This is a genomic window from Micromonospora citrea (assembly GCF_900090315.1).
Classification (GTDB): Bacteria; Actinomycetota; Actinomycetes; order Mycobacteriales; family Micromonosporaceae; genus Micromonospora; species Micromonospora citrea.
Genome location: NZ_FMHZ01000002.1, coordinates 3,699,535 through 3,721,885, shown reverse-complemented (window position 1 = coordinate 3,721,885; position 22,351 = coordinate 3,699,535). Strand labels below are relative to the sequence as shown.

Genomic DNA, 22,351 nt, shown 5'->3' with positions numbered 1-22,351 from the left:
GCCTGCCCTCCTGCGGGCCGTCGTGGTCGCCCGCATCCAGCGGTGAACAGCGGGTGCCAGTTGTGGCTGGCGTAGCAGGTGGTTTGGGCGTCGCGCAGGGCCTGTCGGGCGCCGACTGGGCCTTCATCCACCCCGGCCAACCGGCGCCCGCAGTACCAAATTCAGGCGGTGCTGCCCAACCGGACCCTTAGGGGCCGGCGCATTCTGCAGGATCCACTGGTCGTCACCTTCCACGAGGTGTTCTCACGGTCGCCGCCCACGAGTGGCTGATGCCGCTGAACGAGCACGTACTGCGCTTCGTGCCGGTCCATGACGCGGCGCCGGCCATCGAGTGGGTGCTGTTCTGACGAAGGACGCGCTGCACCCGCGCAGGCGCGGCTTCGTCGAGGTGGCGACGGAACTCGGCCCGCGCGAGTTCGGCACGGTCAGGCAGTAGTGCGTTGTTCGCGCGTCATCCGAGGCAGGTTCGGACGGCGTTGGCCAGGTTCGTCGCCCGTGGGTCGTCGGGTCGGAAGTTCCAGAGGTTGGTGGCGTAGCCGAAGCCGACACCGGCGTCGGGGTCGGCGAAGCCGACCGAGCCGCCGGAGCCTGGGTGGCCAAACGACGCCGGGCTGAGCATCGGGTAGGGCGGGCAGGCTCGCCAGAACCCGAGTGACATGTTGAAGGAACGGTCAGCGGGGATGTTCAGCCCTGACGGCAGCCCGTACATCGATGTCTTGTCGGTGTGGATCTCCGTCGCTCTTGCGACGGTTGCCGGGTTGAGCAGTCGTACACCGTTGACGTTGCTGACCGTGGCGGCGTACATCCGGGCGATCGAGTGTGCGTCGGCGACCATGTTCGCGGCTGGGTGCTCGGATGCACGCCAGGCACGCGTGGTGAAGTAGTCGGACGTGGTGAAGGCACCGCCGAGTTCGCCGGCGCGCATTGCGACGGAGCCCGGACTGTACAGGGCGGTGACCCAGGCAGTTACCGTCTCCGCGTCGAGCCCGGTAACCCTGATCATCCCGGCGAGCAACTCTTCCACGCTGAACGGAGCAGCGTTGTGGATCTTCGCCACCCGTGGCTCGTGTCTGGCGGGCAACCCGATCCAGGCGCTCAAGCCGAGCGGGCGAGCCACCTCCTCGGCGAAGAAGGTGCCGAGTGACTTGCCGGTGATCCGACGCACGACCTCGCCGACCAGGTATCCGTAGGTGTTGGCGTGGTAGATGTGCTGGGTGCCCGGCTCCCACAGCGGCGGCTGCGCCTCCAATGCCCGGATGACCGGGTCCCAGGCGCATGCCTGCTCGAAGGTCAGCGGTCCGTCAACGATCGGCAGCCCGGCCTGGTGCGACAACAGCCAGCGCACCGGGATCTGGTCCTTGCCGTGGGCGCCGAACTCCGGCCAGTACCGCACCACCGGCGCGTCCAGATCCAGCAGACCGCGCTGTACCAGCAGGTGTGCACAGATCGCGGTAGCGCCCTTCGTCGTGGACGCGACCTGCATGATGGTGTTTCTGCGCCACCGTCGGTTCGCCGCGCGGTCGGCGAGGCCGCCCCACAGGTTGACCACGAGGCGGCCACCCACGTAGACGCTGCACGCCGCACCCACCTCGCCGGGGCCCTCGAAGTTCGCACGGAACGCGTCCGCCACCTTTCCCCAGCCGCGCGCGACACCGCACTCACCACCGTCACCAGCATCGCTACCGGAGACGCTTGCGGAAGCGGTGCCGTGTCCGGCGAGGCCGGTGAGGCCGGTGAGCACGCCGGCGCCCACCACGCCCTTCAACACGGTCCGGCGCCCAACGAGCCCATGCTCGGGAGTTTCGCTTGTCATGCCCATCACGCTGTAGTCCTTCCAGGATCCGCGCCGTGATCCGCGGGTCGCAGAGCTCGGGCAGGTGCCCGGCGGCCGGGTTGTCCAGCCCACGGATGCGGCGCTGTCTTCTTGCGATCGGCTAGCTGATCTTCTTGCGGTAGATCGCTGTCGCGGCGACGTAGGCGGCGACGAGCAGGCCGACGCACCAGGCGAGGGCGATCCAGATGTCGTTGCCGACGGGTTGCTGCGCGAACAGCGCGCGGAGAGTGTTCACGATGGACGTCACCGGCTGGTTCTCGGCGAACCACGCGACCGGGCCAGGCATCGAGTCGGTGGGGACGAACGCCGAGCTGATGAAGGGCAGGAAGATCAGCGGGTAGCTGAAGGCGCTCGCGCCGTCGACGGTCTTGGCGGAAAGGCCCGCCATCACGGCGACCCAGGTGAGGCCGAGGATGAACAGGATCAGGATGCCGGCGACGGCGAGCCAGTCGACCATGGACGCGCCGGTGCGGAACCCCATGATCAGCGCGACGCCGGTGACGATCACGAGCGACGCCAGGTTGGCGACGAGTGAGGTCAGGACATGCGCCCAGAGCACGGAGGATCGTGGGATCGGCATCGACTGGAAGCGTTCGAAGATGCCGCCCTGCATGTCGAGGAACAGCCGGTACGCCGTGTAGGCGATGCCGGAGGCGATGGTGATGAGCAGGATGCCCGGGAGCATGTAGTTGATGTACGACTCGTCGGATCCGGTGTTGATGGCTCCGCCCAGCACGTACACGAAGAGCAGCATCAGCGCGACCGGGGTGACCGCTGTGGTGATGATGGTGTCCGGGCTGCGGAGGATGTGACGCAGGGAGCGGCCGGTGAGGGTTCCGGTGTCGCTGAGGACGTGGGCGGTCATCGGGATTCCTCTCCTGCGGACACGGCTGCCTTGTCGGCGGTGTCACTGGTGTCGCCGACGAGGGCGAGGAAGACGTCCTCGAGGGTCGGCTGCTTCTCGACGTACTCGACCCTGGTGGACGGGAGGAGCTGCTTCAGCTCGGCGAGCGTGCCGTTCTGGATGATCGTGCCCTTGTGCAGGATCGCGATCCGGTCGGCGAGTTGCTCGGCCTCGTCGAGGTACTGCGTGGTCAGCAGGATGGTCGTGCCATCCTTGGCGAGCTGCTTCACCGTCTGCCAGACCTCGATGCGGGCCTGCGGGTCGAGGCCGGTGGTCGGCTCGTCGAGGAACACGACCGGCGGGCTGCCGACAAGGCTCATCGCGATGTCCAGCCGCCGGCGCATGCCGCCCGAGTACGTCGCCGCCCGGCGATTGCCGGCATCGGTGAGCGAGAAACGGGCGAGCATGTCGTCGGCGATCGCACCCGGGTTCTTCAGGTGGCGCAGCTTCGCGACCAGGACCAGATTCTCCCGGCCGGTGAGCACCTCGTCGACTGCGGCGAACTGCCCGGTCAGGCTGATCGACTTGCGTACCTCGCCCGGGGCCGAGGAGACGTCGAAGCCGTGCACGGTCGCGGTGCCGGTGTTCGCCTTCAGCAGCGTCGACAGGATCCGCACCAGCGTGGTCTTTCCGGCGCCGTTCGAGCCGAGCAGAGCGAAGATGCTCCCGGCCGCCACGTCGAAGTCGACGCCCCGCAGCACGTGCAGATCCTTGTAGGACTTCGTGATGGCCCGCACCCTGATCGCGGGTTCGCGCGTCTCGGTGGTCATGCGCTCGTCTCCTCGCCGGCGGCGGCGTCGATCGCATTCCGGAGGCGCTCGCGTTCCTTGTCTATCCACTGCTTGCCGGAGTACGCCAGCAGGAACGTCTCGGCGAATTCGACCGGGTCGCCGCCGACGATCGCGCGGACCGGCGTTCCATCGGCGACCGCACGCTCCCAGAGGTCGACGAAGTCGCCGAGCATCGTGACGAGCGTGTCGCCGTCGAGGATCCCTCCCTGGTACATGAAGTACCGCTGAAGAGCCTTGGCCGTGCTGCGATAGGGCTCCGGCAGGGCCTCCATGCGGGCCATGTGGTGCTTGTACTGCTTCTTCTGCTCAAACGACCCGACGAGCATCTCGATCCACTTCGCGGCCACCCTCATGCTCCTTCGTCCTGGTTGTCGTTGTGGTGAAGTTGCTCGATGCGTTCCGCGAGGACGTTCCACGTCCTCCAGAACTCGGCGAGTTGGTCTCGCCCCTTCGCGTTGAGCGAATACACCTTCCGCGGGGGGCCCTTCTCGGAGGGAACCTTCTCCACGTCCACGAACCCGCGTTGCTCGACGCGGACGAGCAGCGCGTAGATGGTGCCTTCCGCGATGTCCGAGAATCCGCGCTCGCGCAGCCACGCGGTGATCTCGTAGCCGTATGCGGATCTGCGGGCCAGAATCGCCAGGACGATGCCTTCGAGAGTGCCCTTCAGCATCTCCGTCATCTGGTTGCCCATGCCATCATCCCCTCACTACCAAGCATCACTGACTACCGGTAGACCGTAACACTAGGTACCGGTAGATAGCAACGCTGGATACTGAGGGCGTCGGCCTCGAGCGTGGTGATCTCAGCCGTGAGCCGCTGAGATCGGCCCGCCGAGGAACGCAAGACCACCGAGGACGCCGACACCGCCGACGAGGAGCGAACGACGTCTCCGAGTCGGTGGGAAAGCCGACGGCCCCGCCCCCCTGGGTGAGGGCGGGGCCGTCGGGTGGGGTGGTCAGTCGGGGTGGCGGGTGCGGGCGACGCACACCTCGTAGGTGTCGGCGCCGACGGTGAGGTGCAGCCACTGCTAGCCACCGGCCATCGATGCATCTAGATGACGGCGGAGATCGCCGGCGCAACCGGCCGCTGGACCGCACCGGACACTCTCACACCGCGCCCGACAGGCGGGACGTAGGGGATGCTCGTCGGACGAGCAGACACCGAGCAGCCACGCGCGTCAACAAGGGACAGACAAGCGAAGGGCCTGACCCGCGTTTCCGCAGGTCAGGCCCTTACGATCTTGTGCGCCCGAAGGGACTCGAACCCCTAACCTTCTGATCCGTAGTCAGATGCTCTATCCATTGAGCTACGGGCGCTCGGTGCTCAGCCAGTCTACACACCCGGCTTTCGCGCGGAGACTCCGGGATTCGAACCCGGGAGGGGCTTTAAGACCCCAACCGCATTAGCAGTGCGGCGCCATAGACCAGACTAGGCGAAGTCTCCCTGGTGGCCCTGCAGACCACCGCGCCCGAGAATACATGGCCCGACCGATCGGGAGCAAAGCGACTTCCCTCGTACGCCCGGCCGTCCGGCGGGCCGGGGCGCCCGGGGCGCGGCCGGTGCCCTCTCCGGCCTCGTGTTTTCCGGCTGTGCCCGAACGCCATCGGGGCTAAGCTCCATCGATATGCAGGAGCAGCCGCCGCGCGAGCCGACCCGCCGAGAGCCTGCTGAGGGGGCGCGGCGACGCTCCCCGAGGGCGACATTCACCCCGCCGCCGGTGCCCCCGGAACCGCCTCGCCAAGGGGAGGACGGCGGTGAGCGTGCCCGGCGGACAGAGGACTCGGGAAAGCGTCCGCGGCGGGCGAAGCCGGCTCCGGCGGTGCTCTTCCAGCCGCCCTCGGCCGACCCGCCGCTGCCTCGTCAGGCCGACCGGGCGGCTCCTCCGCCCCCTGGCCGCGAAGCCGGCCGGGGGGACGCGGACGCAGGAAGTGACGTCGCGCACAGAGGCGACGCAGAACCGGCCCCTGCCGGCGACAGCCCGCGCCCGGCACCGGCCGAAGTGAGTCCCGACACGACCGCCCCCGGGAACGGCGGCGCCACGGCCGGTTCGCCGAGGGAGCGGGTGCCGGGTGCGGCTGACGGGCGATCGTCGGCGCGGGCCACGGCGAAGCCGACGCGAAGCGCTCCCGCGAAGAAGGCTCAAGCCACGACGGAACCGACGCCCGAAGCTCCCGCGAAGAAGGCGCCCGTGAAGAAGGCCCCGGCCAAGAAGGCTCCAGCCAAGAAGGCTCCGGCAGAGGCGGCCCTCGTGAAGAAGGCGGACAAGAAGGCCCCGGTAACGAAAGCTCCGGCCGAGAAGGCCGTCGCGAGGAAGGCCGCCGCCGGAACCACCGCCCTCGCGGAAGAGGCCGACCCGACGCGGGCGACGCCGGTGAGTAGGACCGCCGCGGCCGAGGCAACCACCGCCGCCCCGAGCACAGGCACGGACACGGGCACGGACACCGCCGCCCCGAGCACAGGCACGGGCACGGACACCGCCGCCCCGAGCACAGGCACGGACACGGGCGCGAGCCCGGCCCCGGCCACAGGGCCGGACACGGACGCGAGCCCGAACACAGGCCCGAGCCCGGGCACGGACACGGGAGTCAGGGAAGGCTCGTTGGCTCGTACGCCGGGATCGTCCCTGCGGGAGATCGGCCGGCGGGTGCTCGACCACCCCGGGTTCGCTCCGGAGCTGCTGGCCCTGGCCGCCGTCGACGCGATCGGGCCGGGCGCCCGTGACTGGGCGCAGCGGCTGCGCGACGCGTACCCCGATGCGGACGCCGACGGGCTGGCCCGGCTGGCGACCCGGCGGTTCGTGCGGCAGGCGGCCGCGGGCGGGGCGACGGCCGCGCTGGCGGGGTTGTTCGCGCCGGTGGCCGAGCTGGCGGCGGTGCTGTGGACCCAGGCGAACCTGGTGCTGCACCTGGCGGCGGCGTACGGCCGGGATCCGGCCCATCCGGACCGGGCGGCGGAGTTGCTGGTGCTGACCCGGGTGCACCCGGACGCGGTGAGCGCGCGGGCGGCGCTGGTGGCGGCCCGGGCGGCGGACGGGCCGGGTGAGGCGCCGTGGCCACGGGTGGCGGAGGCCGCGTGGCGGCTGGCCGCGCCGTTGGCGGCCCAGGCCGGTGGCTGGCTGGCGCTGCGGGCGGCGTCCCGGCTGCTGCCGGGTGCGGCGGCGCTCGCGGCGGCGGCGGGCGACGCGGCGGCGGCCGAGCGACTCGCCGCCCGTGCGATCACCGCCTACCGGCGGCCCACGCTCGGCCGGGCGAGGCACGCCGGGTGAGAAACGCGGGACGCCGGTAGATCTTGGTAGGAAACGGCCCCCTGAGGGGCCACGTCTCACCAAGACCTACCGGCGGAAGCAGAGGCGACGATGGTTCACAGCCAGTCGAACCACTCCCTGGGCAGCAGGGCGTAGCCGACGAAGGCGAACACGTCCAGCAGCGTGTGCGCGACGACCAGCGGCATGACCCGGCGGGTGCGCAGGTAGAACAGGCTGAACACGACGCCCATCACCACGTTGCCGACGAAGGCGCCGAAGCCCTGGTAGAGGTGGTACGAGCCGCGCAGCAGGGCGCTCGTCGCGACGACCCCGCCGAGCCGCCACCCGAGCTGGCGCAGCCGGGTGACCAGGTAGCCGACCACGATCACCTCCTCCAGCACCGAGTTCTGCACGGCGGCCAGGATCAGCACCGGCACCGTCCACCAGAGCTCGGGCAGCGCGGCCGGCACCAGCGTGGCGTTGACGCCGAGCTGCGCCGCCGCCCAGAACAGCGCCAGGCCGGGCAGGCCGATCAGCGCGGCCAGGCCGGCGCCGCGGGCCAGGTCCTGGCCGGGCCGCCGGGCGTCCAGGCCGAGCGTCCGCGCCGGGTCGCCGGGGTCCCGCGCCAGCAGGTGTACGGCGAGCAGCACCGGCAGCAGCGCGAAGGCGATGCCGAGCAGCTGGTACGTGAGGTCCAGCCACGGCCGGGGCGACACGGAGGTGTTGAGCGAGGCGGTCTGCTTCGACAGCGGCCCGTCGGCGGTCAGCTTGGCGACGATCGACACCGTCGCGTAGACGGCGGACTGGCCCAGGGACAGGCCGAGCACCAGCAGCGTCTCGGTGCCGAGCATCCGGCGGGTCGCCGGGCGGTCCAGCTCAACGGTCACCGCACCACTGTGCCCGACGCCGACGGTCGGCGGCAGCGCCGAGCGGACCTCACGAGCCGATCGCACATTGTGTGCGACCGCCGTGCACGCTCCGTGGACATTCTATGGGCGCCCGATCCGCCGTCAGGAGAAGGAGCGCGCCCGTGGACGACTTCGCACGGCTGCTGAAGGAGAGCTGGACCCTGGTCGAGGAGCACCGGGAGCGGCTGAGCGGTCACTTCTACGCCCGGCTCTTCCTGCTCGACCCCGAGCTGCGCAAGCTCTTCCCGGTGCAGATGACCGGGCAGGGCGACCGGATCCTGGAGGCGATCGTCACCGCCAGCCAGACGGTGGGCGACCCGGAGAGCTTCGACGAGTACCTGCGGTCGTTGGGCCGGGACCACCGGAAGTACCACGTCGAGGCGGCGCACTACGAGACGATGGGCGTCGCGCTGCTGGACGCGCTGCGCAGCACCGCCGGCGACGGCTGGAACCTGGAGTACGACCAGGCGTGGCGGGACGCGTACGCGGCGATCTCGGAGAAGATGCTGGCCGGGGCGGCGGCCGACGACAACCCGCCGTACTGGCACGCGGAGGTGCTGACCCACGAGCGGTACGGCGCGGACACCGCGGTGCTGACCTGCCGCGCGTTGCAGCACCCGTTGCCGTGGCGGGCCGGCCAGTACGTCAGCGTCGAGGTGCCCCGCCACCATCCCCGGGTGTGGCGCACCTACTCGGTGGCGAACGCCCCCAACGACGACAACGTGCTGGAGTTCCACGTCCGTACGCCTCCGGGTGCCGGCTGGGTCTCGGGGGCGCTGGTGCGCCGGGTGAAGCCGGGCGACCTGCTCCGGGTGGCGGCGCCGATGGGGTCGATGACGCTGGACCGCTCCTCGGAGCGGGACGTCCTGTGCGTGGCGGGCGGCGTCGGGCTCGCCCCGATCAAGGCGCTGGTGGAGGAGCTGGCGAGCTACAACCGCACCCGCTGGGTGCACGTCTTCTACGGCGCCCGCACCGCGGCGGACCTCTACGGCCTGGCCGGGCTCCAGGAGTTGGTGGCGTCGCACCCGTGGCTGTCGGTCACCCCCGCGTGCAGCGAGGACCCGGACTTCGACGGCGAGCTGGGCGACATCTCCGACGTGGTCAGCCGGTACGGGCCGTGGACGACGCACGACTGCTACGTCTCGGGCTCCGCCCGGATGGTCCGGGCCACCCTGCGCGTCCTCGCCGAGGACGACGTCCCGCCGCAGAACACCCGCTACGACACCTTCGGCAACCTCTAGGAAGCGTTCCTCCCCCCATGCCGGGGCGCGTGCCCCTGCCCCCTGGGGCACGCGCCCCGGTCCCCGACGGGCGGACCGGCGCCGCCCCGTCCGACCACGTCCGCCCGGCCGTCCTTCCCACCCGGGCGGACGTGGTCGTGCCCGGGAGGGGTCGGCGGCGGGCTGCCCGCCGGGTCAGTAGCGCCAGGGGTGGCCGGTCTCGCGGTATTCCTCGACGGGCACCAGCGGCACGCCGGGTGCCATCCGGTCCACGTAGAGGCGCCCCTCCAGGTGGTCGATCTCGTGCGCGACGAGCCGGGCCATGCCGAACTCGAACGAGGTGATGATGCGGCTGCCGTCGTACTGGGCGTGCTCCACGTCGATCCGGAGCGGCCGGGGCACCAGCCCACGGTGGTCGAAGAAGGAGAGGCAGCCCTCGTACTGCTCGTCGGTGTCCGGCGAGGTGTCGACCACCCGGGGGTTGAGCAGCACGACCGGTTCGGCCGACCGGTCCGGGGGGCGGACCACCGCGACGGCCCGGCCGAGGCCGAGCTGCGGGGCGGCGATGCCCACGCCCTTGCTGAACGGATGCAGCTCGTCGAGGCGGCCGAGGGCGGCCGAGAGCCGGTCGACCGCCTCCCGGGCCGCCTGCTCCTCCCGGGGCAGGTCGAACGGGCGGGCCGGCTGGCGGAGCAGGTCGGCGCCGCGCTGCACGATGCCGATGCCGCGCATCCGGTCGCTGGGGCGCACCCGCCCGGTCTCCTCCGGCTCGGCGTCCGGCCGGGCCCGGAACCGCCACTGCAGCCGGTAGCGCGCGTTGAGCGGCGGGTCGTCGGTCGCCCAGTCGAAGATCACCCGGTCGCCGTCGTCGTGCCGGTGCACCGGCGTGCGGAGCGGGCCCTCCTCCGCCGAGAGCGAGGTCTCCGCGCCCCAGACCTGCGGGTCGAGGGCCGCCGGGAGGTCCAGGCGTACGGCCATCTGGCGGGTGGGCAGCCGGACGGCCCGCTGGAACCAGGGACCCCACTTGTCGTGCCCGACGCTGTACGCGTACTCGATGGTGGCCCGGTCGCCGGGATAGAGCGGGAAGCGCCGGTCGCCGTTCTCGAAGAGCAGCCAGATCTCCTTGAAGGCGTCCCGGTCGTGCTTGGCCCGCCAGTGCATCGCCTCCCGCTCGCCCGCGTCCTCGCGGTAGGCCCGCAGCCGCAGCTCGGCGAAGGTGAGCGGATGCTCCCGGTGGTGCCGGTTGGACCGCCCGGGGTCGTTGGGGTAGCGGTCGACGGCGACCCGGACCAGGTAGCGGGTGACCGGCTCGGTGCCGGCGTTGTAGAGCTCCCGCCGGATGACGCAGCGGTAGGCGTCATCGAGGTGGGTGAGGGTGGCGAGTTCCCGCTCGACGATGAGCCCGGTGCCGGGCGGCATCCACTGCCCGGGCAGGGGCGGCTCCCGGTGGGCCCGCTCGGCGCGGGCGTGGCGCAGCTCGTCGTACTCCTTGAAGCGCTGCCAGATCGCGCCGCTGGCCTCCAGCACGGCCTCGGCGCGGCGGGCGAAGTCCTCGGTGGGGCGGTGCCGCCGCCCCTCGACGTGGCTGACGTACGACGGATCGAACCCCATCAGGGTGGCGAGCTGCTTCTTGGACAGCCCCCGTCCCGTGCGGTGCCGGGCGAGCTCGGCGGCGAAGGAGTCGGCAGCCCGATCGAGCGGTGAGGTCGTCATCAGCTTCCTCGTGGCCGGGAGTATCAAGTTTCACGTTCTGTGGCCGCCCCCACACGGCAAGTGCCGCCTTGCCGACACGAATCTTGACAGAAAGCGATGAATGTCGATACTGACGGCGTTTCCCGCCCCACCCCTCGGGTAGTCCCTCCGCACGCCCGCGCACCGGCGAGCGGCCCGTGGCGGTGATCCGCACCTCGGACATCCGACAGGGGCGAGGCTTCCCTAGGCCCCCGCGATGTGGTTAGGCTAGCCTTAGCTCAGTTGGGAGCGCTTCGGACGGGGGATGAGCGGATGACAGCGGTGATGCCGGGGCGTCAGGTCGCCGCCGCGCCGCTGGCGCCGGTCACCGCCGCCCTGCGCGGGATGTTCGGCACCGACGACGTGCCCGGCCTCGCGCCCGGCCTGCTGGTGGCCGACGAGTTCGGCTGGAGCACGGCCAGCACCCTGGTCGACGGCACCCGGCTGCCCGAGTTCCTGCACTCGGCGACCCTGCGCTGGGGCGGCACGCCGCACGCCTGCGCCGCGCTGGCCTGGAAGTCCTACAGCTACTGGACGGCGCTGCCCGTGGTGCTCGGCTGGGCCTCCGCCCGGCGGGTGCCGCTGCTCGACCCGGCCGACGTCCTGATCCACTTCGAGGACCACCGCCCGCTGCTCACCATGGGCCTACGGCGCTCGACCACGGTCGCGGTGCTGCCCGGCGACCCGCTGGCGCTCTCCGGCCTCCCCGAGGTGCGGGTCGTCGCCGACGAGGCGGAGCTGCTCCGGGTGCTGCGCGCCTCGCTGCTCGACGCCCACCTGGCGCCGATGATCGCGGCGATCCAGGCCGAGGTCCGCATCGGCGCGCGCACCCTGCTCGGGTCGGTGGCGTCCGGCATCGCCCACGGCATCCTCCGGGCCGCCGACGGCCTGCCCGGCTCGTCGGTCGAGACGATCGAGACGCTGCTCGGCGCGCTCGACCTCGCCGACCTGGTGGAGCTGGTGCCCGGCCCGGCCGGCGAGCCCACCGTGCAGCGGCGCACCTGCTGCCTCGCCTTCACCCTCCCCAAGCCCAAGGTCTGCCAGGGCTGCTGCGTCCGCCAGCCCTGACCGCCCGCCGGCCGCTCCGGCCACCGTCCGCGGCCCTCGGCCGGCGGCGCTCGCGACCCCGGGCCGACGCTGCCCGCCGGCGGCCTCCTGGGCGCCGCCGTCGGCGGCCCCGGGGCGACGTCGTCGGACAGCGCGCTCAGTCGGTGAGCGTGCGGACGTCCCAGAGCCAGACCCCGCCGGTGTACGTGGGCCGGACGCCGGTCAGCTCCGTCATCCCCCGGCGCAGCGCGTCGGCGTGCCGGTGCGGCCCGAGCACCACCGCACCCGCCCGCCAGTAGCGCAGGTCACCCACCGCGTCGACCCGCGCCTGCGGGGTGATCGGCGGCACCGCGCCGCTGCGCCGGATCTCGGCGAAGAACTCGCTGGTCGGTCGGGGCGGGGCGGAGAACAGGGCGACCCGGTCCCGCCCGGGGCGAGTGTCCGGGCCCAGGAAGTAGCCGCGGGCGATGGGCATCTCCAGCCCGGTCCGCGCCGACCAGCGCAGCGGGTCGGCGTAGTGGGTGTCGGGCAGCGGCAGGGTCACGATGCTCCGCCCGCCGGCCACGTACGGCCGCCAGGCGCCGGAGGTGACGAAGGCGGGAACGGCGTCGAGCCGGGTGGTGGGCAGCGGGGTCGGCAGGATCGGCAGCAACGCCATGGCGGCGACCGTGGCGGCGGCGAAGCGGATCTGCGGGCGGGCCCCCGGGTGCCGGGCGGCCAGCACGCGGACCTGTTCCGCCCCGTAGGCGAGCAGCACCCCGACGATCGGGGTGATCGCCAGCGCCCACCGGGTCGGCACCACCGAGTGCAGGATCGGCAGGCCCTCCAGCGCCGCCCACGGGCCGGGGACGCCGGTCCCCCTGCCGTTCAACTGGATCTCCCGCCCGAGGGAGAGCAGGCCGAAGAGCAGCGCGAGGGCGGCCAGCCCGCGCACCACGACGTGCCGGCGCAGCCACCACACCAGGGCGACGACGAGCACCACCAGCGGCCAGCCGAAGAAGGCGTTCTCCTCGGTCGGGTTCTTCGCCAGCCCCTGCGCGGTGCGCGCGTCACCGGCGAGGGACTCCCGGGAGTACGCCACGAACGAGGCGAGGTCCGTGGAGTAGCCGCGGATCAGCCAGGACAGGCCGTTGTACGCGCCCGGACCGAAGAACTGGACGTGGAGCGGGTACGCCAGCAGGACGAACGCCACCACGGCGGCCGTGCCCAGCCCGGCGAGGAACGGCCGCGCCCGGCGACGCAGTTCGGGCCGGCCGAGGGCGAGCGCCCCGACGACCACGCCCAGCCCGATCGCGGTCATCAGCAGCACCTCGAGGTTGATGAAGGCCTGCCAGACGATCACCAGCGCCAGCAGCACCCCGTTGCGCAGCCAGCGGCCCGGTTCGCCGAGCCGCAGCGTGCGCCAGATGATCAGGGGCACCACGAACTGCGAGACGATGTTGGGGTGCGCGTTCGCGTGCGAGACCATCGCCGGCGCGTACGCGCAGAACGCCGCGCCGAGCCAGGCCGGCCCCCGGGAGCCGACGACCACCCGGGAGAGCAGGAAGTACCAGGCCGTCGCCGTGGCGATCATGCCGAGGGTGAGAAAGAGCAGAAAGGACGCCCGGGTGCCGAACAGCAGGGTGACGGGCGTCATTGGCAGCGATACGGACAATACAGACGTATTCGCCATCAGATTGACGCCGTCCGGGACGTTCATCCGGTCGGACGTGAAGGGATGGACGAAATCGGTCACGACGCGCGCGCCGTGCGCCATCATCCACTCGAACTGGGACTGGTCCGTGCGGTTGTCCCGCACGCCGTGCGAGGGGCGCAGCCAGAGCCGCGCGGTCACCCAGAAGCCGAGCGCGGCGAAGCTCGCCACCGCGGCGACGTCCGCCCACCGGCCGCTCCACCGCCATAATCCCCGGTCGGGACCGCCCTCCGACGCCCCGCGCGCGGACGCGCCGGCGGGGGGACCCGATTCGGGAGTAGTCATGACGATTCGTAGAGTAGTCAGCCGCTAGCGCCGCCGTGACATGTTTCGGGGTACTGCCGTACCATGTGCCGGGTTCGCCGACCGCCGATCACGTGCCCACCCCCGACCGCAATTCGGCCACCATGGTGCCCCGATTCTTCTGCCGTCAGCGCGGATGATTCACTCTGTCGGTCCAGGCGCGGGTCGAGTCATATCGTGAGGAATCGACGCATGGCAGAAATCACTGGGGATCAGCGCGTGCAGTCCGAGGTCCTGGAGGGCCTCGCGACCGCGGTCAACCACCGTCGCTGGTTCGTCGAGCTGGCCGTGCCGTACCTCGGTGACAATCCGATCGAGATCGGCAGCGGGCTCGGCGACTACGCGCTGGAGTGGGCGGAGCGGCTGCCCCGGTTCACCGCCACCGAGGCGGACCCGGACCGGCTCGTCTCGCTCAAGGAGCGGCTGGCCGACGAGCCCCGCATCGAGGTCCGCCAGATGCTCCTGCCGCACTCCGAGCGGGGCGACTACAGCGCCGCGGTGTCGTACAACGTGCTGGAGCACATCGAGGACCACGTGGGCGCGCTGCGCAGCATGCGCGACCTGGTCCGGCCCGGCGGCAACGTCATCATCATCGTGCCGGCGTTCCAGTTCGCGATGAGCCCGGCGGACATCGCCACCGGCCACGTGCGCCGCTACACGAAGAAGACCCTGGCCGACGCGATGACCGCCGCCGGCCTGACGGTGGAGAAGATCCACTACGCGAACGCGCTCGGCCTGATCGGCTACTTCATGGCCACCAAGGTCTTCCGCCTGATGCCGAAGGAGGGCCCGATGGTGAAGGTCTACGACACCCTCGTGCTCCCCGCCACCAAGGCCGCCGAGCAGCGCGTCCGCCCTCCGTTCGGCCAGTCCGTCTTCGCCGTGGCCCGCGTCCCCTCCTGACCCCCACCCCACCCCCACCCCCGGCCCCGGCCCCGACCCCGGCCCCGGCCCCGGCCCCCGCGATCTTGCACTTTCGGCCCCCGTTACGCGGCCTTCGCCCCTTCTGTCGGGGCAGCAAGTGCAAGATCGCGGGGCGAGTGGGGTGGGGGCGGGGGCGGATGGGTGGGTCAGTGCTTGATCTGGTAGGTGGGGCGGATCACGGCGCGGGCCAGGGTGTGGAAGGCGAGGTTGAAGCCGACGGCGGCGGGGGTCGCGTCGGGGGTGACGTCGAGGCGCTCCACGTCGAGGGCGTGCACCGCGAAGACGTAGCGGTGCGGGCGGTCGCCGGCCGGCGGCGCGGCCCCGCCGTAGCCCTGCTCGCCGTAGTCGTTGCGCACCGTGAAGCCGCCGCCGAGGTCCTCCGAGCCCGCGCCCCGCGGCAGTTCCGTCACGCTCGACGGCAGGTTGACCGCGACCCAGTGCCAGAATCCGCTGCCGGTCGGCGCGTCCGGGTCGAAGCAGGTCACCACGAAGCCCTTGGTCTCGGCCGGGAAGCCGGACCAGGCGAGCTGCGGCGAGACGTTGCCGCCCCCGACGCTGCCGTGGGCGTGTGCGGCGTCCATCGGCTCGCCGTTCTGCACGTCGTCGCTGGTCAGGGTGAACGCCGACACGGTCGGCAGCAGCTCGTACGGGTCCGGGGCGATCGGTCGTTCCAGGCTCATCGGGACGAGTCCTTCCGATTGGTGCGGTTGTCCTTGGCTCACCTTCATACCCCGCCGACGCCCGCGATCGAACCGGAAGCCGCGGCGACCCGACGACTCGAACGGGGTCGAGACGCGGCGTGCCGCTGGGAGAGAATGCCTCCCCATGGGACTTGATCTCTATGTCGGGCCGCTGACCCGCTACCACCTCGGCGACTGGCTGACCATCACCCAACAGATCGGCGCGCAGGAAGGGTACGACGTGCGCGTCGTGCGGGCGCACGAGGAGGAGGACGGGGAGACCGACCCGGACATGGTCCACGGCGCCGTACGCGAGTGGCAGCAGTGGCTCGGCGAGGCCCTCGGCGGCCCGGTGGACTGGCCGGACGGCCCGTCCCAGCCGTACTGGACCGACAAGCCCGACTGGGACGGGTTCGGTGCCGTCCTGCTGCTCGCCGCGTACGACGAGCGCCCGGACCTGTGCCCGAGCCCCTGGGACAGGAAGGGCCCCTGGGACAGGAAGGACAGCCCGCGCGAGTTCGCCGATGCTCCCGCTTACCAGGCGGCCTCGGCGCAGCCCGAGCGCTTCCTCAGCCTGCTGTCCGGGGTGGAGTGGTGGCTGCCGCTCGCCGCGGATCCGCTCGTCTTCGAGGCGTCCCGGCCGACGGGTGAGCCGGTCCGGATGGCCTCGGTCGAGCGGCTGGTCGCGGAGCTGCGCCTGCTGGACGAACGCGCAGGTGTCCTCGCCGGGCACGACCCGGCCGAGCTACGGCGAGGGCTGTTCACCGACGACCCGTCGCTGGCCGATGTCGCACGGTTCGGCTTCGCGGTGCTGCTCGACCTCGCCGAGACCGCGCTCCAGCACCGCCAGCCCCTTCTGCTGGACTACTGAACGGACGCCACGACGCCCCCGGCCGGCGAGCGCGCCTGGCCGGGGGCGTCGTGCCGTGGGCCGAGGCGTGCACGGCCTATCGAGGGGCGCCCGCAGGAGGAATCCGAGCCCGGGTCACGGCCCGACGACGACGTTCGCGAGCGGTTCGCCCGCCGCGTACCGCCGCACCTGGTCGACCAGCAGCCGGCGGGCCCGGGGCGACAACGCGGCGGTCAGGCCGCCGACGTGCGGGCTGACCAGGACGTTCGGCGCCGACCACAGCGGGTGGTCGGCGGGCAGCGGCTCGGGATCGGTGACGTCGAGGGCGGCGTGCAGCCGGCCCGCGGCGAGCTCGGCGAGCAGCGCTGCGGTGTCGACCACCCGACCCCGCGACACGTTCACCAGCAGGGCGCCGTCGGCCATCCGGGCGAGGAAGTCCGCGTCGACCAGGCCCTCGGTCTCCGGGGTCAACGGCGTGGACAGGATGACCACGTCCGCCCTGGGCAACAGCTCCGGAAGTTCGGAGACCGGACGTACGCCGGGGCGCGCGCTGCGGGCCACCCGGGTGATCTCCACCTCGAAGCCCGCGAGCCGGCGCTCGATCGCGGCGCCGATCGAGCCGTACCCGACGATCAGCACCCGGGCGTCGGCCAGCCCGGGCGACCAGCCCGACGCCCAGCGGCCCTCGTCCCCCGCCCGGACGAAGTCCGGCAGCCGGCGCCGGGCGGCGAGGGTGAGCGCCACGGCCAGTTCGGCGGTGGCCGCGTCGTGCACGCCCCGGCCGTTGGCCAGCGTCAGGCCGGGTCGCAGGTGCGGCAGGACGTGGTCGTAGCCGGCGGTCACGGTCTGCACCACCTTCAGCCGGGGCATCCGGGCGATCGGCTCGCAGAGGCGTGGATCGATGACTCCGTACGGGACCGCGTAGAACTCGACGTCGTCCAGGTCTTCGGGCAGGGGCCGGGTGCCGTCGTAGAGCCCGACGTCCAGATCGCTCAGCTCGGCCACCGCGTCGGGGTGGGGAATCAGGTAGCGCACAGGGACGATCATGCTGGATCGGGCGAGCAGGCGAAACCTGATACGTGACGACAGGGCCGACGGTGGGACCGTCAGCCGGCGCCGATCGGCCGGGACTGCGCCATGCGGGCCCGCAGGAGCCTCAGCACCAGTTTCGCGTCGTCGCCGAGTCTGCTCTCGTCCCGTGCGAGCGGCAGGAGGTCCGCCGGCCGCAGTTCGGCCATGGGCCGGGTGACGAGGCCGGCCAGTCGCAGGTCGGCCACCTCCAGGCCGTCGTCCCCCTCGAGGATCGCGTACTCGCCACCCGGCGAGATCCACAACGGGAACCTCCGCTCGCCGAACGGATCGGGTGCGTCGACCTGGTCGAGCCGCTTCGTGTCGTACCAGCGGGTCGGCGCGTGGGGGAACTCCCGCGCGACCAGGTCGTGGCCCGGCACGTAGGTGAACCCGAGCGGGGCGGACTTGCCGTATTGCAGCTCGTACTTCGGCAGGTGGCGGTCGCCGCGAAGGCCGAGCTTCCCGCGGCCGATCCGCCAGAGTCGCAGGTAGTTCCACATCCCGTACGTCTGCACGCGCTCGGGCCCGCAGAACCAGGCGCTGCCGATCCTGTCCGTGTCCGACGTGGCCCTTCGGCGGGCCAGGATCCGCAGGTCGGCATCGAGAACGGCGAACAACTGCTCCTGCGGACGGTCGTCGAAGGTGACGGCGATCCGGCCGCTGATCGGCTCGCCGGCCAGCACCTTGGCGGCGCCGTCCGCCGGCACCTGCCGAACCGGGCCGCTCGCCGTGCCGACCAGGAACTCGCCTTCGCCGCCCGCGACGAAGGCACCCGGCACTGCGGCCATCCCCGGCTGGAACCCGAGGGTGCGGGTGGCGACGACCTCCCTGACCCAGCCGGGACGGCGGTACCGGACGATCTGGTGGATGCGCTGGAGGCTGTGCCCCTCGACGAGGACGACGGCGTCGCCGAGGTGGACGAGACCGGAGTAGCTCGGGTCCCATTCACCGGCGGGCAACGGGAAACTCTCCCGCTGCCCGCCGGACGGCAGCGCGTACGTCTCGACGCTGCGCACCTCGCCCCGCTGGTGCACCACCGCGAACTCGGAGAGGTCCGGGGCGAATGCCAGCAGGGAGCAGGAGGTCAGGGGGAGCGGTTTCGTGGTGAGGCGTCCCGCCTTCCGGACGGTGGCGGGTCTGGCCGCCGCGAACTGGTCGAACAGCGCCTGGGCCTGCGGGTCGTCGGGTCGCAGATGGGCGACCTCGGCCATGGCGGAGACAGCGTGGTCGAGCCGGCCGTTCAGCACGGTGTGCCAGGTCCGCCGGGTCACGAGGCAGGGCTCCTTCCGTGCTGGTGTTGCTCGGGTAGATGGCTCTCCGGGTGGGCCCAGACCAGAACGTTCGGCGGCTGCCCCTGCCGTTCGAAGTACGCGAGGACCTCACGGTCGGAGTGACGCAGGCTGAAGTGGATGAGCACGAACAGGGTCTGCGGATGCGCCTCGACGATCGGCCGTAGCCGGCGCCACAGGGTGTGTCCGACGCGTTCGGCGCGTTCGGCCTGGGCCTCGTCGAGGAACGTGCATTCGGTGATGACGACCGGGTAGTCGAACAGCCACCGGTTGCGCTCGAACACGGTCTCGCGGGTGTCGCCCAGGTAGGCGAACAGCGGCCGCCGGATCTCCGTGTCGACCTCGACGCCGGCCGCGCGCTCACGGGCCAGGACACGACCGAACTCCGCGGCCGGGATCCGCTGCCGGAGCTGGTCGAACTCCGGTCGCAGCCGCCTGACGCGCTCGGCGAACGCGTAGCCCACGCAGGGCACCTTGTGGTCACAGGCCACGACCCGTACGTGGTGGCCCCGACGCCCGAAGGTGAACTCGTCGCCGTCGCGTACGCCGTGCAGCCGATGACCCGTCGCACGGGTGGGGTCGAAGGCCGCACCGTGATTTAGCTCGGCAGTCGCCCGCAGGTACGACTCGGCGTGGGGGACGGACTCGGCCGGTAGGTGGATGTCGGTGCCGCCCGGGTCGGCGGCCAGGAAATCGAGGTCCTTGGCGTGGTCCAGGTGGGTGTGTGTCAGGAAGACCGTGTCCACCCGCCGTCCCTCGCAGAGGCCGGCGTCGAGGCTGCATCGCAGTTCCGGAATGTGGAAGAACGTCTTGTCGTTCGCCCGGGAATAGCCGGTGAGCGTCAGCCCGGCGCCGGGCATCCGCCAGGTCTTCCACTGCCGGAACGGGTGCCCGTGCTCGAGGCGCCCGGGACGGGTCCGGGCGCGATCACGCGCCGCCCCGGCAGAGGTCGTGAGCGTTGTCTGCCGCCCCTCGGGAGGCTCGTCCAGCATCGTCGACGCCCCTCTCGCACTCGGCCGCCATCACGACCCGATTGCACGGGCCAGGCGACCGATCGTGCCCGGATCGCGCCTGACGAACCAGCGAATATTCCTCAAGATGTGTCTGATTCGGCGCATTTTGTGAGTGATGCGTTTCGCCGGTCCGCGAAGGCCGGACGCGCGGGCGCCGACGATCTCCGTGCACAACGTGGCGGCAGGCACGTGCCTGCCGCCCAGCCGGAAAGGAAGGTGTGGGATTCGAACCCACGAAGGGCATCGCTGCCTCTTCCGCTGCGTCTCGATCGGGAAGTGCGTCAAGCCAAGCCTGCCGCCGCCCGTTGCCACAGTCCGAGCCACTGCGCGAAGGTGGGAGCCTAGCTAGGGGAAGCCGAAGCACTGATGACTGGACGATCCCAGAGGACTTCCACCGTCTTGAGGTCGCTGCGATCGGCCAGGCAATGATACGTGATCTTGTCTGCACCGATCATGCCGAGAGTCAGGGGAGACACCGCAGCATGGCTGTCCGTCTCGTAAGTGTCCCTGCCGGGCACCTGAACCCGCAGCCGAAACTGGTAATGCCTGTAATCGTTGGTCATGGAACGCTTATCGTGCATGTCGACAATCTCGGCTACGCAGGCCACCGCCTGGCCGCGATCGACCTCGCTCTCTGCCATTTGGGCGTCCGCTCGATAGAACGCATATGCACCACCGAAACAAATCATCGCGACAAACAGAAGCACCGCACCCACACCCGGCGCGTCCTGTCTGAACAGATATATACCTAGACCGCCAAGCCCGAGCGCAAAGACGAAAAACATGAGCGCAGCGACCATCATGCGGGCCATTTTAATCGGCCGCTACAACGGGTTGGCCCGACGGCAGCCACCTGTGGCAGCAGCTACCACGACGGAACCCTCAGCGGAATCACCGTACCCGGGCGTGGCGTAGCCACCGAGCCTGACCGAACTGATCCGCGACCGACGCCGCGCCCTCGGCGGACGCTGGGCAGCGGCGTGGGCAGTGAGACCGACCCACCCCCCATAGGCACCCCCTGACAAGCGTTCGCGCTGTTCAGGGGCGTTCTTGCTGTCCAGGTGAGCGGAGGGTGTGGGATTCGAACCCACGAAGGACATCGCTGCCCTTACCGGTTTTCAAGACCAGCGCCATCGGCCACTAGGCGAACCCTCCCGGACCGCGCCCCCGCAGGGGTACGCGGCCGTCCCTAGTCTGCCACGGCGGCGGATCGGGCGAGCGGGCACGGCACCCGAGCTGCAATGATCGACAGCATGTGGGAGGCCCCGTCCGTCGTGCTGATCACCGGCATCATGGCCGCCGGCAAGTCCACTGTGGCCGAGGCGTTGGCCGGGCGGCTGCCCCGGTCCGTACATTTGCGCGGGGACGTCTTCCGGCGGATGGTGGTGAACGGCCGGGCGGAGATGAGCGCCGAGCCGTCCGAGGAGGCGTGGCGGCAGCTGCGACTGCGCTACGACCTCGCCGCGTCGGCGGCGGACGGCTATGCGGCCGCCGGCTTCACCGTGGTGCTCCAGGACGTCGTCCTCGGCGCCGAACTGCCTGCCATGGTCGACCGGATCCGGCACCGGCCGCTGGCGGTGGTCGTGCTCGCCCCGAGCGCCGAGGCCGTCGCCGTCCGCGAGGACGCCCGGGACAAGACCGGCTACGGCGGCTGGCCGGTTGCCGACCTCGACGCGACGTTCCGCGCCGAGACGCCCCGGGTGGGGCTCTGGCTGGACACCTCCGCGCAGACCCCGGCGCAGACGGTGGACGAGATCCTGGCCCGGGCGTGGACCGACGGGCGGGTGGGGTAGACACAGGTCATGCGCGCGATGACGATCCCGGAGCCCGGCGGACCCGACGCACTGCTCTGGAGCGAGGTGCCCGATCCCGTGCCCGGCCCGGGCGAGGTGGTCGTCGACGTGCGGGCCACCGCGGTCAACCGCGCCGACCTGCTGCAACGGCAGGGGCACTACCCGCCGCCGCCGGGCGCGCCGGCGTACCCCGGTCTGGAGTGCTCCGGGATGATCGGCGCGATCGGTCCGGGCGTGGCCGGCTGGGAGGTCGGCCAGGAGGTCTGCGCCCTGCTGGCCGGCGGCGGCTACGCGGAGCGCGTGGCCGTGCCGGCGGGGCAGTTGCTGCCGGTGCCGGCGGGGGTCGACCTGGTCGACGCGGCGGCGCTGCCGGAGGTGGCGTGCACCGTCTGGTCGAACGTGGTGCGGTTGGCCCGGCTGGCGGAGGGCGAGACGCTGCTGGTGCACGGCGGCGGCAGCGGGATCGGCACGTTCGCGGTGCAGCTCGGGGTCGCGCTCGGCGCCACCGTGGTGGTGACCGCCCGGGCGGCCAAGCACGAGCGGCTGCGCGAGCTGGGCGCGGCGCACACGATCGACTACCGTGAGCAGGATTTCCTCGAGGAGGTCCGGCGGGTCACCGACGGGCGGGGCGCCGACGTCGTCCTCGACATCATGGGCGCCTCCTACCTGTCCCGGAACGTGGCGGCGCTGGCCGCCGACGGGCGTCTGGTGGTGATCGGCATGCAGGGCGGCCGCAAGGGCGAGCTGGACCTGGGCGAGCTGCTGGCCAAGCGGGGCACGCTCGCGGCCACGGCGCTGCGGTCCCGGCCGACCGGGCAGAAGGCGGAGATCGTCCGGGGCGTCCAGGAGCAGGTGTGGCCGCTGGTGGAGGCGGGCCGGGTCCGGCCGGTCGTGGACCGCCGGCTGCCGATCACCGAGGCGGCGCAGGCGCACCGGCTGGTCGAGTCCAGCGACCACCTCGGCAAGGTGCTGCTCACCCTCGGCTGACGCCGAGCCGCCCGCGCGGCACCACCGCCCGGGGCGCGGGCGCGGCTCGGGCGGGCGGCACCCGGG

Annotated in this window: 20 protein-coding genes and 3 tRNA genes; 7 read left to right on the top strand and 16 right to left on the bottom strand. The window is 71.7% G+C overall.

The window, feature by feature from the left end:
- Nucleotides 1-451 precede the first annotated feature (451 nt).
- From GA0070606_RS17090 to GA0070606_RS17060, 7 genes are all read right to left on the bottom strand, one after another.
- A complete protein-coding gene (locus GA0070606_RS17090; protein ID WP_425413055.1) occupies nt 452-1,822 on the bottom strand; it encodes a serine hydrolase domain-containing protein in 1,371 nt (456 codons plus the stop codon).
- Between the two features lie 112 nt (nt 1,823-1,934).
- Nucleotides 1,935-2,699, bottom strand: coding sequence for an ABC transporter permease (locus GA0070606_RS17085; RefSeq protein ID WP_091101023.1), 765 nt, complete (start codon nt 2,697-2,699; stop codon nt 1,935-1,937).
- Nucleotides 2,696-3,508: an ABC transporter ATP-binding protein gene (locus GA0070606_RS17080; RefSeq protein ID WP_091101019.1), complete on the bottom strand. Its 813-nt coding sequence runs from the start codon at nt 3,506-3,508 to the stop codon at nt 2,696-2,698. The genes GA0070606_RS17085 and GA0070606_RS17080 overlap by 4 nt, the downstream gene beginning before the upstream one ends.
- Nucleotides 3,505-3,882 carry a DUF1048 domain-containing protein gene (locus tag GA0070606_RS17075; RefSeq protein ID WP_245724718.1) on the bottom strand — a complete coding sequence of 126 codons (378 nt, stop codon included), beginning with the start codon at nt 3,880-3,882 and terminating at the stop codon, nt 3,505-3,507. Before GA0070606_RS17075 ends, GA0070606_RS17080 begins: the two co-directional genes overlap by 4 nt.
- Nucleotides 3,879-4,223, bottom strand: a complete 345-nt coding sequence (locus GA0070606_RS17070; RefSeq protein WP_091101016.1) for a PadR family transcriptional regulator — start codon at nt 4,221-4,223, stop codon at nt 3,879-3,881. Before GA0070606_RS17070 ends, GA0070606_RS17075 begins: the two co-directional genes overlap by 4 nt.
- Before the next feature lie 552 nt (nt 4,224-4,775).
- Nucleotides 4,776-4,848, bottom strand: a tRNA-Arg gene (locus GA0070606_RS17065).
- A gap of 36 nt (nt 4,849-4,884) precedes the next feature.
- Nucleotides 4,885-4,975, bottom strand: a tRNA-Ser gene (locus tag GA0070606_RS17060).
- A 1,156-nt stretch (nt 4,976-6,131) separates the two neighbouring features.
- Here GA0070606_RS17060 and GA0070606_RS17050 point away from each other — a divergent pair.
- Nucleotides 6,132-6,797 (top strand): hypothetical protein, encoded by a 666-nt coding sequence (locus tag GA0070606_RS17050; protein ID WP_245724717.1) that lies wholly within the window; start codon nt 6,132-6,134, stop codon nt 6,795-6,797.
- Nucleotides 6,798-6,892: 95 nt separating this feature from the next.
- On the opposite strand, the gene GA0070606_RS17045 is transcribed toward GA0070606_RS17050, so the two are convergent.
- Nucleotides 6,893-7,663: a CPBP family intramembrane glutamic endopeptidase gene (locus GA0070606_RS17045; RefSeq protein WP_091101013.1), complete on the bottom strand. Its 771-nt coding sequence runs from the start codon at nt 7,661-7,663 to the stop codon at nt 6,893-6,895.
- Nucleotides 7,664-7,806: 143 nt separating this feature from the next.
- Here GA0070606_RS17045 and GA0070606_RS17040 point away from each other — a divergent pair, with 143 nt between their 5' ends.
- Nucleotides 7,807-8,925 carry a globin domain-containing protein gene (locus tag GA0070606_RS17040; RefSeq protein ID WP_091101009.1) on the top strand — a complete coding sequence of 373 codons (1,119 nt, stop codon included), beginning with the start codon at nt 7,807-7,809 and terminating at the stop codon, nt 8,923-8,925.
- A 174-nt stretch (nt 8,926-9,099) separates the two neighbouring features.
- Here GA0070606_RS17040 and GA0070606_RS17035 read toward each other — a convergent pair whose 3' ends face one another.
- Complete coding sequence (locus tag GA0070606_RS17035; protein WP_091101005.1) at nt 9,100-10,617, bottom strand: peptide deformylase; 1,518 nt, start codon at nt 10,615-10,617, stop codon at nt 9,100-9,102.
- A gap of 303 nt (nt 10,618-10,920) precedes the next feature.
- Here GA0070606_RS17035 and GA0070606_RS17030 point away from each other — a divergent pair, with 303 nt between their 5' ends.
- Nucleotides 10,921-11,703 carry a ferric iron reductase gene (locus tag GA0070606_RS17030; RefSeq protein ID WP_091101003.1) on the top strand — a complete coding sequence of 261 codons (783 nt, stop codon included), beginning with the start codon at nt 10,921-10,923 and terminating at the stop codon, nt 11,701-11,703.
- A gap of 136 nt (nt 11,704-11,839) precedes the next feature.
- Here the strand turns inward: GA0070606_RS17030 and GA0070606_RS17025 are convergent, their stop codons facing one another.
- Nucleotides 11,840-13,660: a DUF6311 domain-containing protein gene (locus GA0070606_RS17025; RefSeq protein WP_091101000.1), complete on the bottom strand. Its 1,821-nt coding sequence runs from the start codon at nt 13,658-13,660 to the stop codon at nt 11,840-11,842.
- A gap of 210 nt (nt 13,661-13,870) precedes the next feature.
- Here GA0070606_RS17025 and GA0070606_RS17020 point away from each other — a divergent pair, with 210 nt between their 5' ends.
- Nucleotides 13,871-14,581, top strand: a complete 711-nt coding sequence (locus tag GA0070606_RS17020; protein ID WP_091100997.1) for a class I SAM-dependent methyltransferase — start codon at nt 13,871-13,873, stop codon at nt 14,579-14,581.
- A 167-nt stretch (nt 14,582-14,748) separates the two neighbouring features.
- Here GA0070606_RS17020 and GA0070606_RS17015 read toward each other — a convergent pair whose 3' ends face one another.
- Complete coding sequence (locus GA0070606_RS17015) at nt 14,749-15,282, bottom strand: YbhB/YbcL family Raf kinase inhibitor-like protein (protein WP_091100993.1); 534 nt, start codon at nt 15,280-15,282, stop codon at nt 14,749-14,751.
- 145 nt (nt 15,283-15,427) lie between these two features.
- On the opposite strand from GA0070606_RS17015, the gene GA0070606_RS17010 reads away from it, so the two are divergent.
- Entirely contained in the window at nt 15,428-16,153 is a 726-nt protein-coding gene (locus GA0070606_RS17010; protein WP_091100989.1) for a hypothetical protein, read from the top strand.
- 114 nt (nt 16,154-16,267) lie between these two features.
- Here GA0070606_RS17010 and GA0070606_RS17005 read toward each other — a convergent pair whose 3' ends face one another.
- From GA0070606_RS17005 to GA0070606_RS16985, 5 genes are all read right to left on the bottom strand, one after another.
- Entirely contained in the window at nt 16,268-17,179 is a 912-nt protein-coding gene (locus tag GA0070606_RS17005; protein WP_091100986.1) for a 2-hydroxyacid dehydrogenase, read from the bottom strand.
- A gap of 59 nt (nt 17,180-17,238) precedes the next feature.
- On the bottom strand, nt 17,239-18,474 hold the full coding sequence (locus tag GA0070606_RS17000; protein WP_091100982.1) for a hypothetical protein: 1,236 nt from the start codon (nt 18,472-18,474) through the stop codon (nt 17,239-17,241).
- Nucleotides 18,471-19,484, bottom strand: a complete 1,014-nt coding sequence (locus tag GA0070606_RS16995; protein WP_091100978.1) for an MBL fold metallo-hydrolase — start codon at nt 19,482-19,484, stop codon at nt 18,471-18,473. The genes GA0070606_RS17000 and GA0070606_RS16995 overlap by 4 nt, the downstream gene beginning before the upstream one ends.
- 362 nt (nt 19,485-19,846) lie before the next feature.
- The gene (locus tag GA0070606_RS16990) at nt 19,847-20,308 is read right to left on the bottom strand and encodes a hypothetical protein (RefSeq protein WP_141721714.1); all 462 of its coding nucleotides are present in this window, start codon (nt 20,306-20,308) and stop codon (nt 19,847-19,849) included.
- A gap of 263 nt (nt 20,309-20,571) precedes the next feature.
- Nucleotides 20,572-20,660: transfer RNA gene (locus GA0070606_RS16985), tRNA-Ser, on the bottom strand.
- A gap of 86 nt (nt 20,661-20,746) precedes the next feature.
- On the opposite strand from GA0070606_RS16985, the gene GA0070606_RS16980 reads away from it, so the two are divergent.
- Nucleotides 20,747-21,298, top strand: a complete 552-nt coding sequence (locus GA0070606_RS16980; RefSeq protein WP_091100972.1) for an AAA family ATPase — start codon at nt 20,747-20,749, stop codon at nt 21,296-21,298.
- A 9-nt stretch (nt 21,299-21,307) separates the two neighbouring features.
- On the top strand, nt 21,308-22,285 hold the full coding sequence (locus tag GA0070606_RS16975; protein WP_091100969.1) for an NAD(P)H-quinone oxidoreductase: 978 nt from the start codon (nt 21,308-21,310) through the stop codon (nt 22,283-22,285).
- Nucleotides 22,286-22,351: the final 66 nt, after the last annotated feature.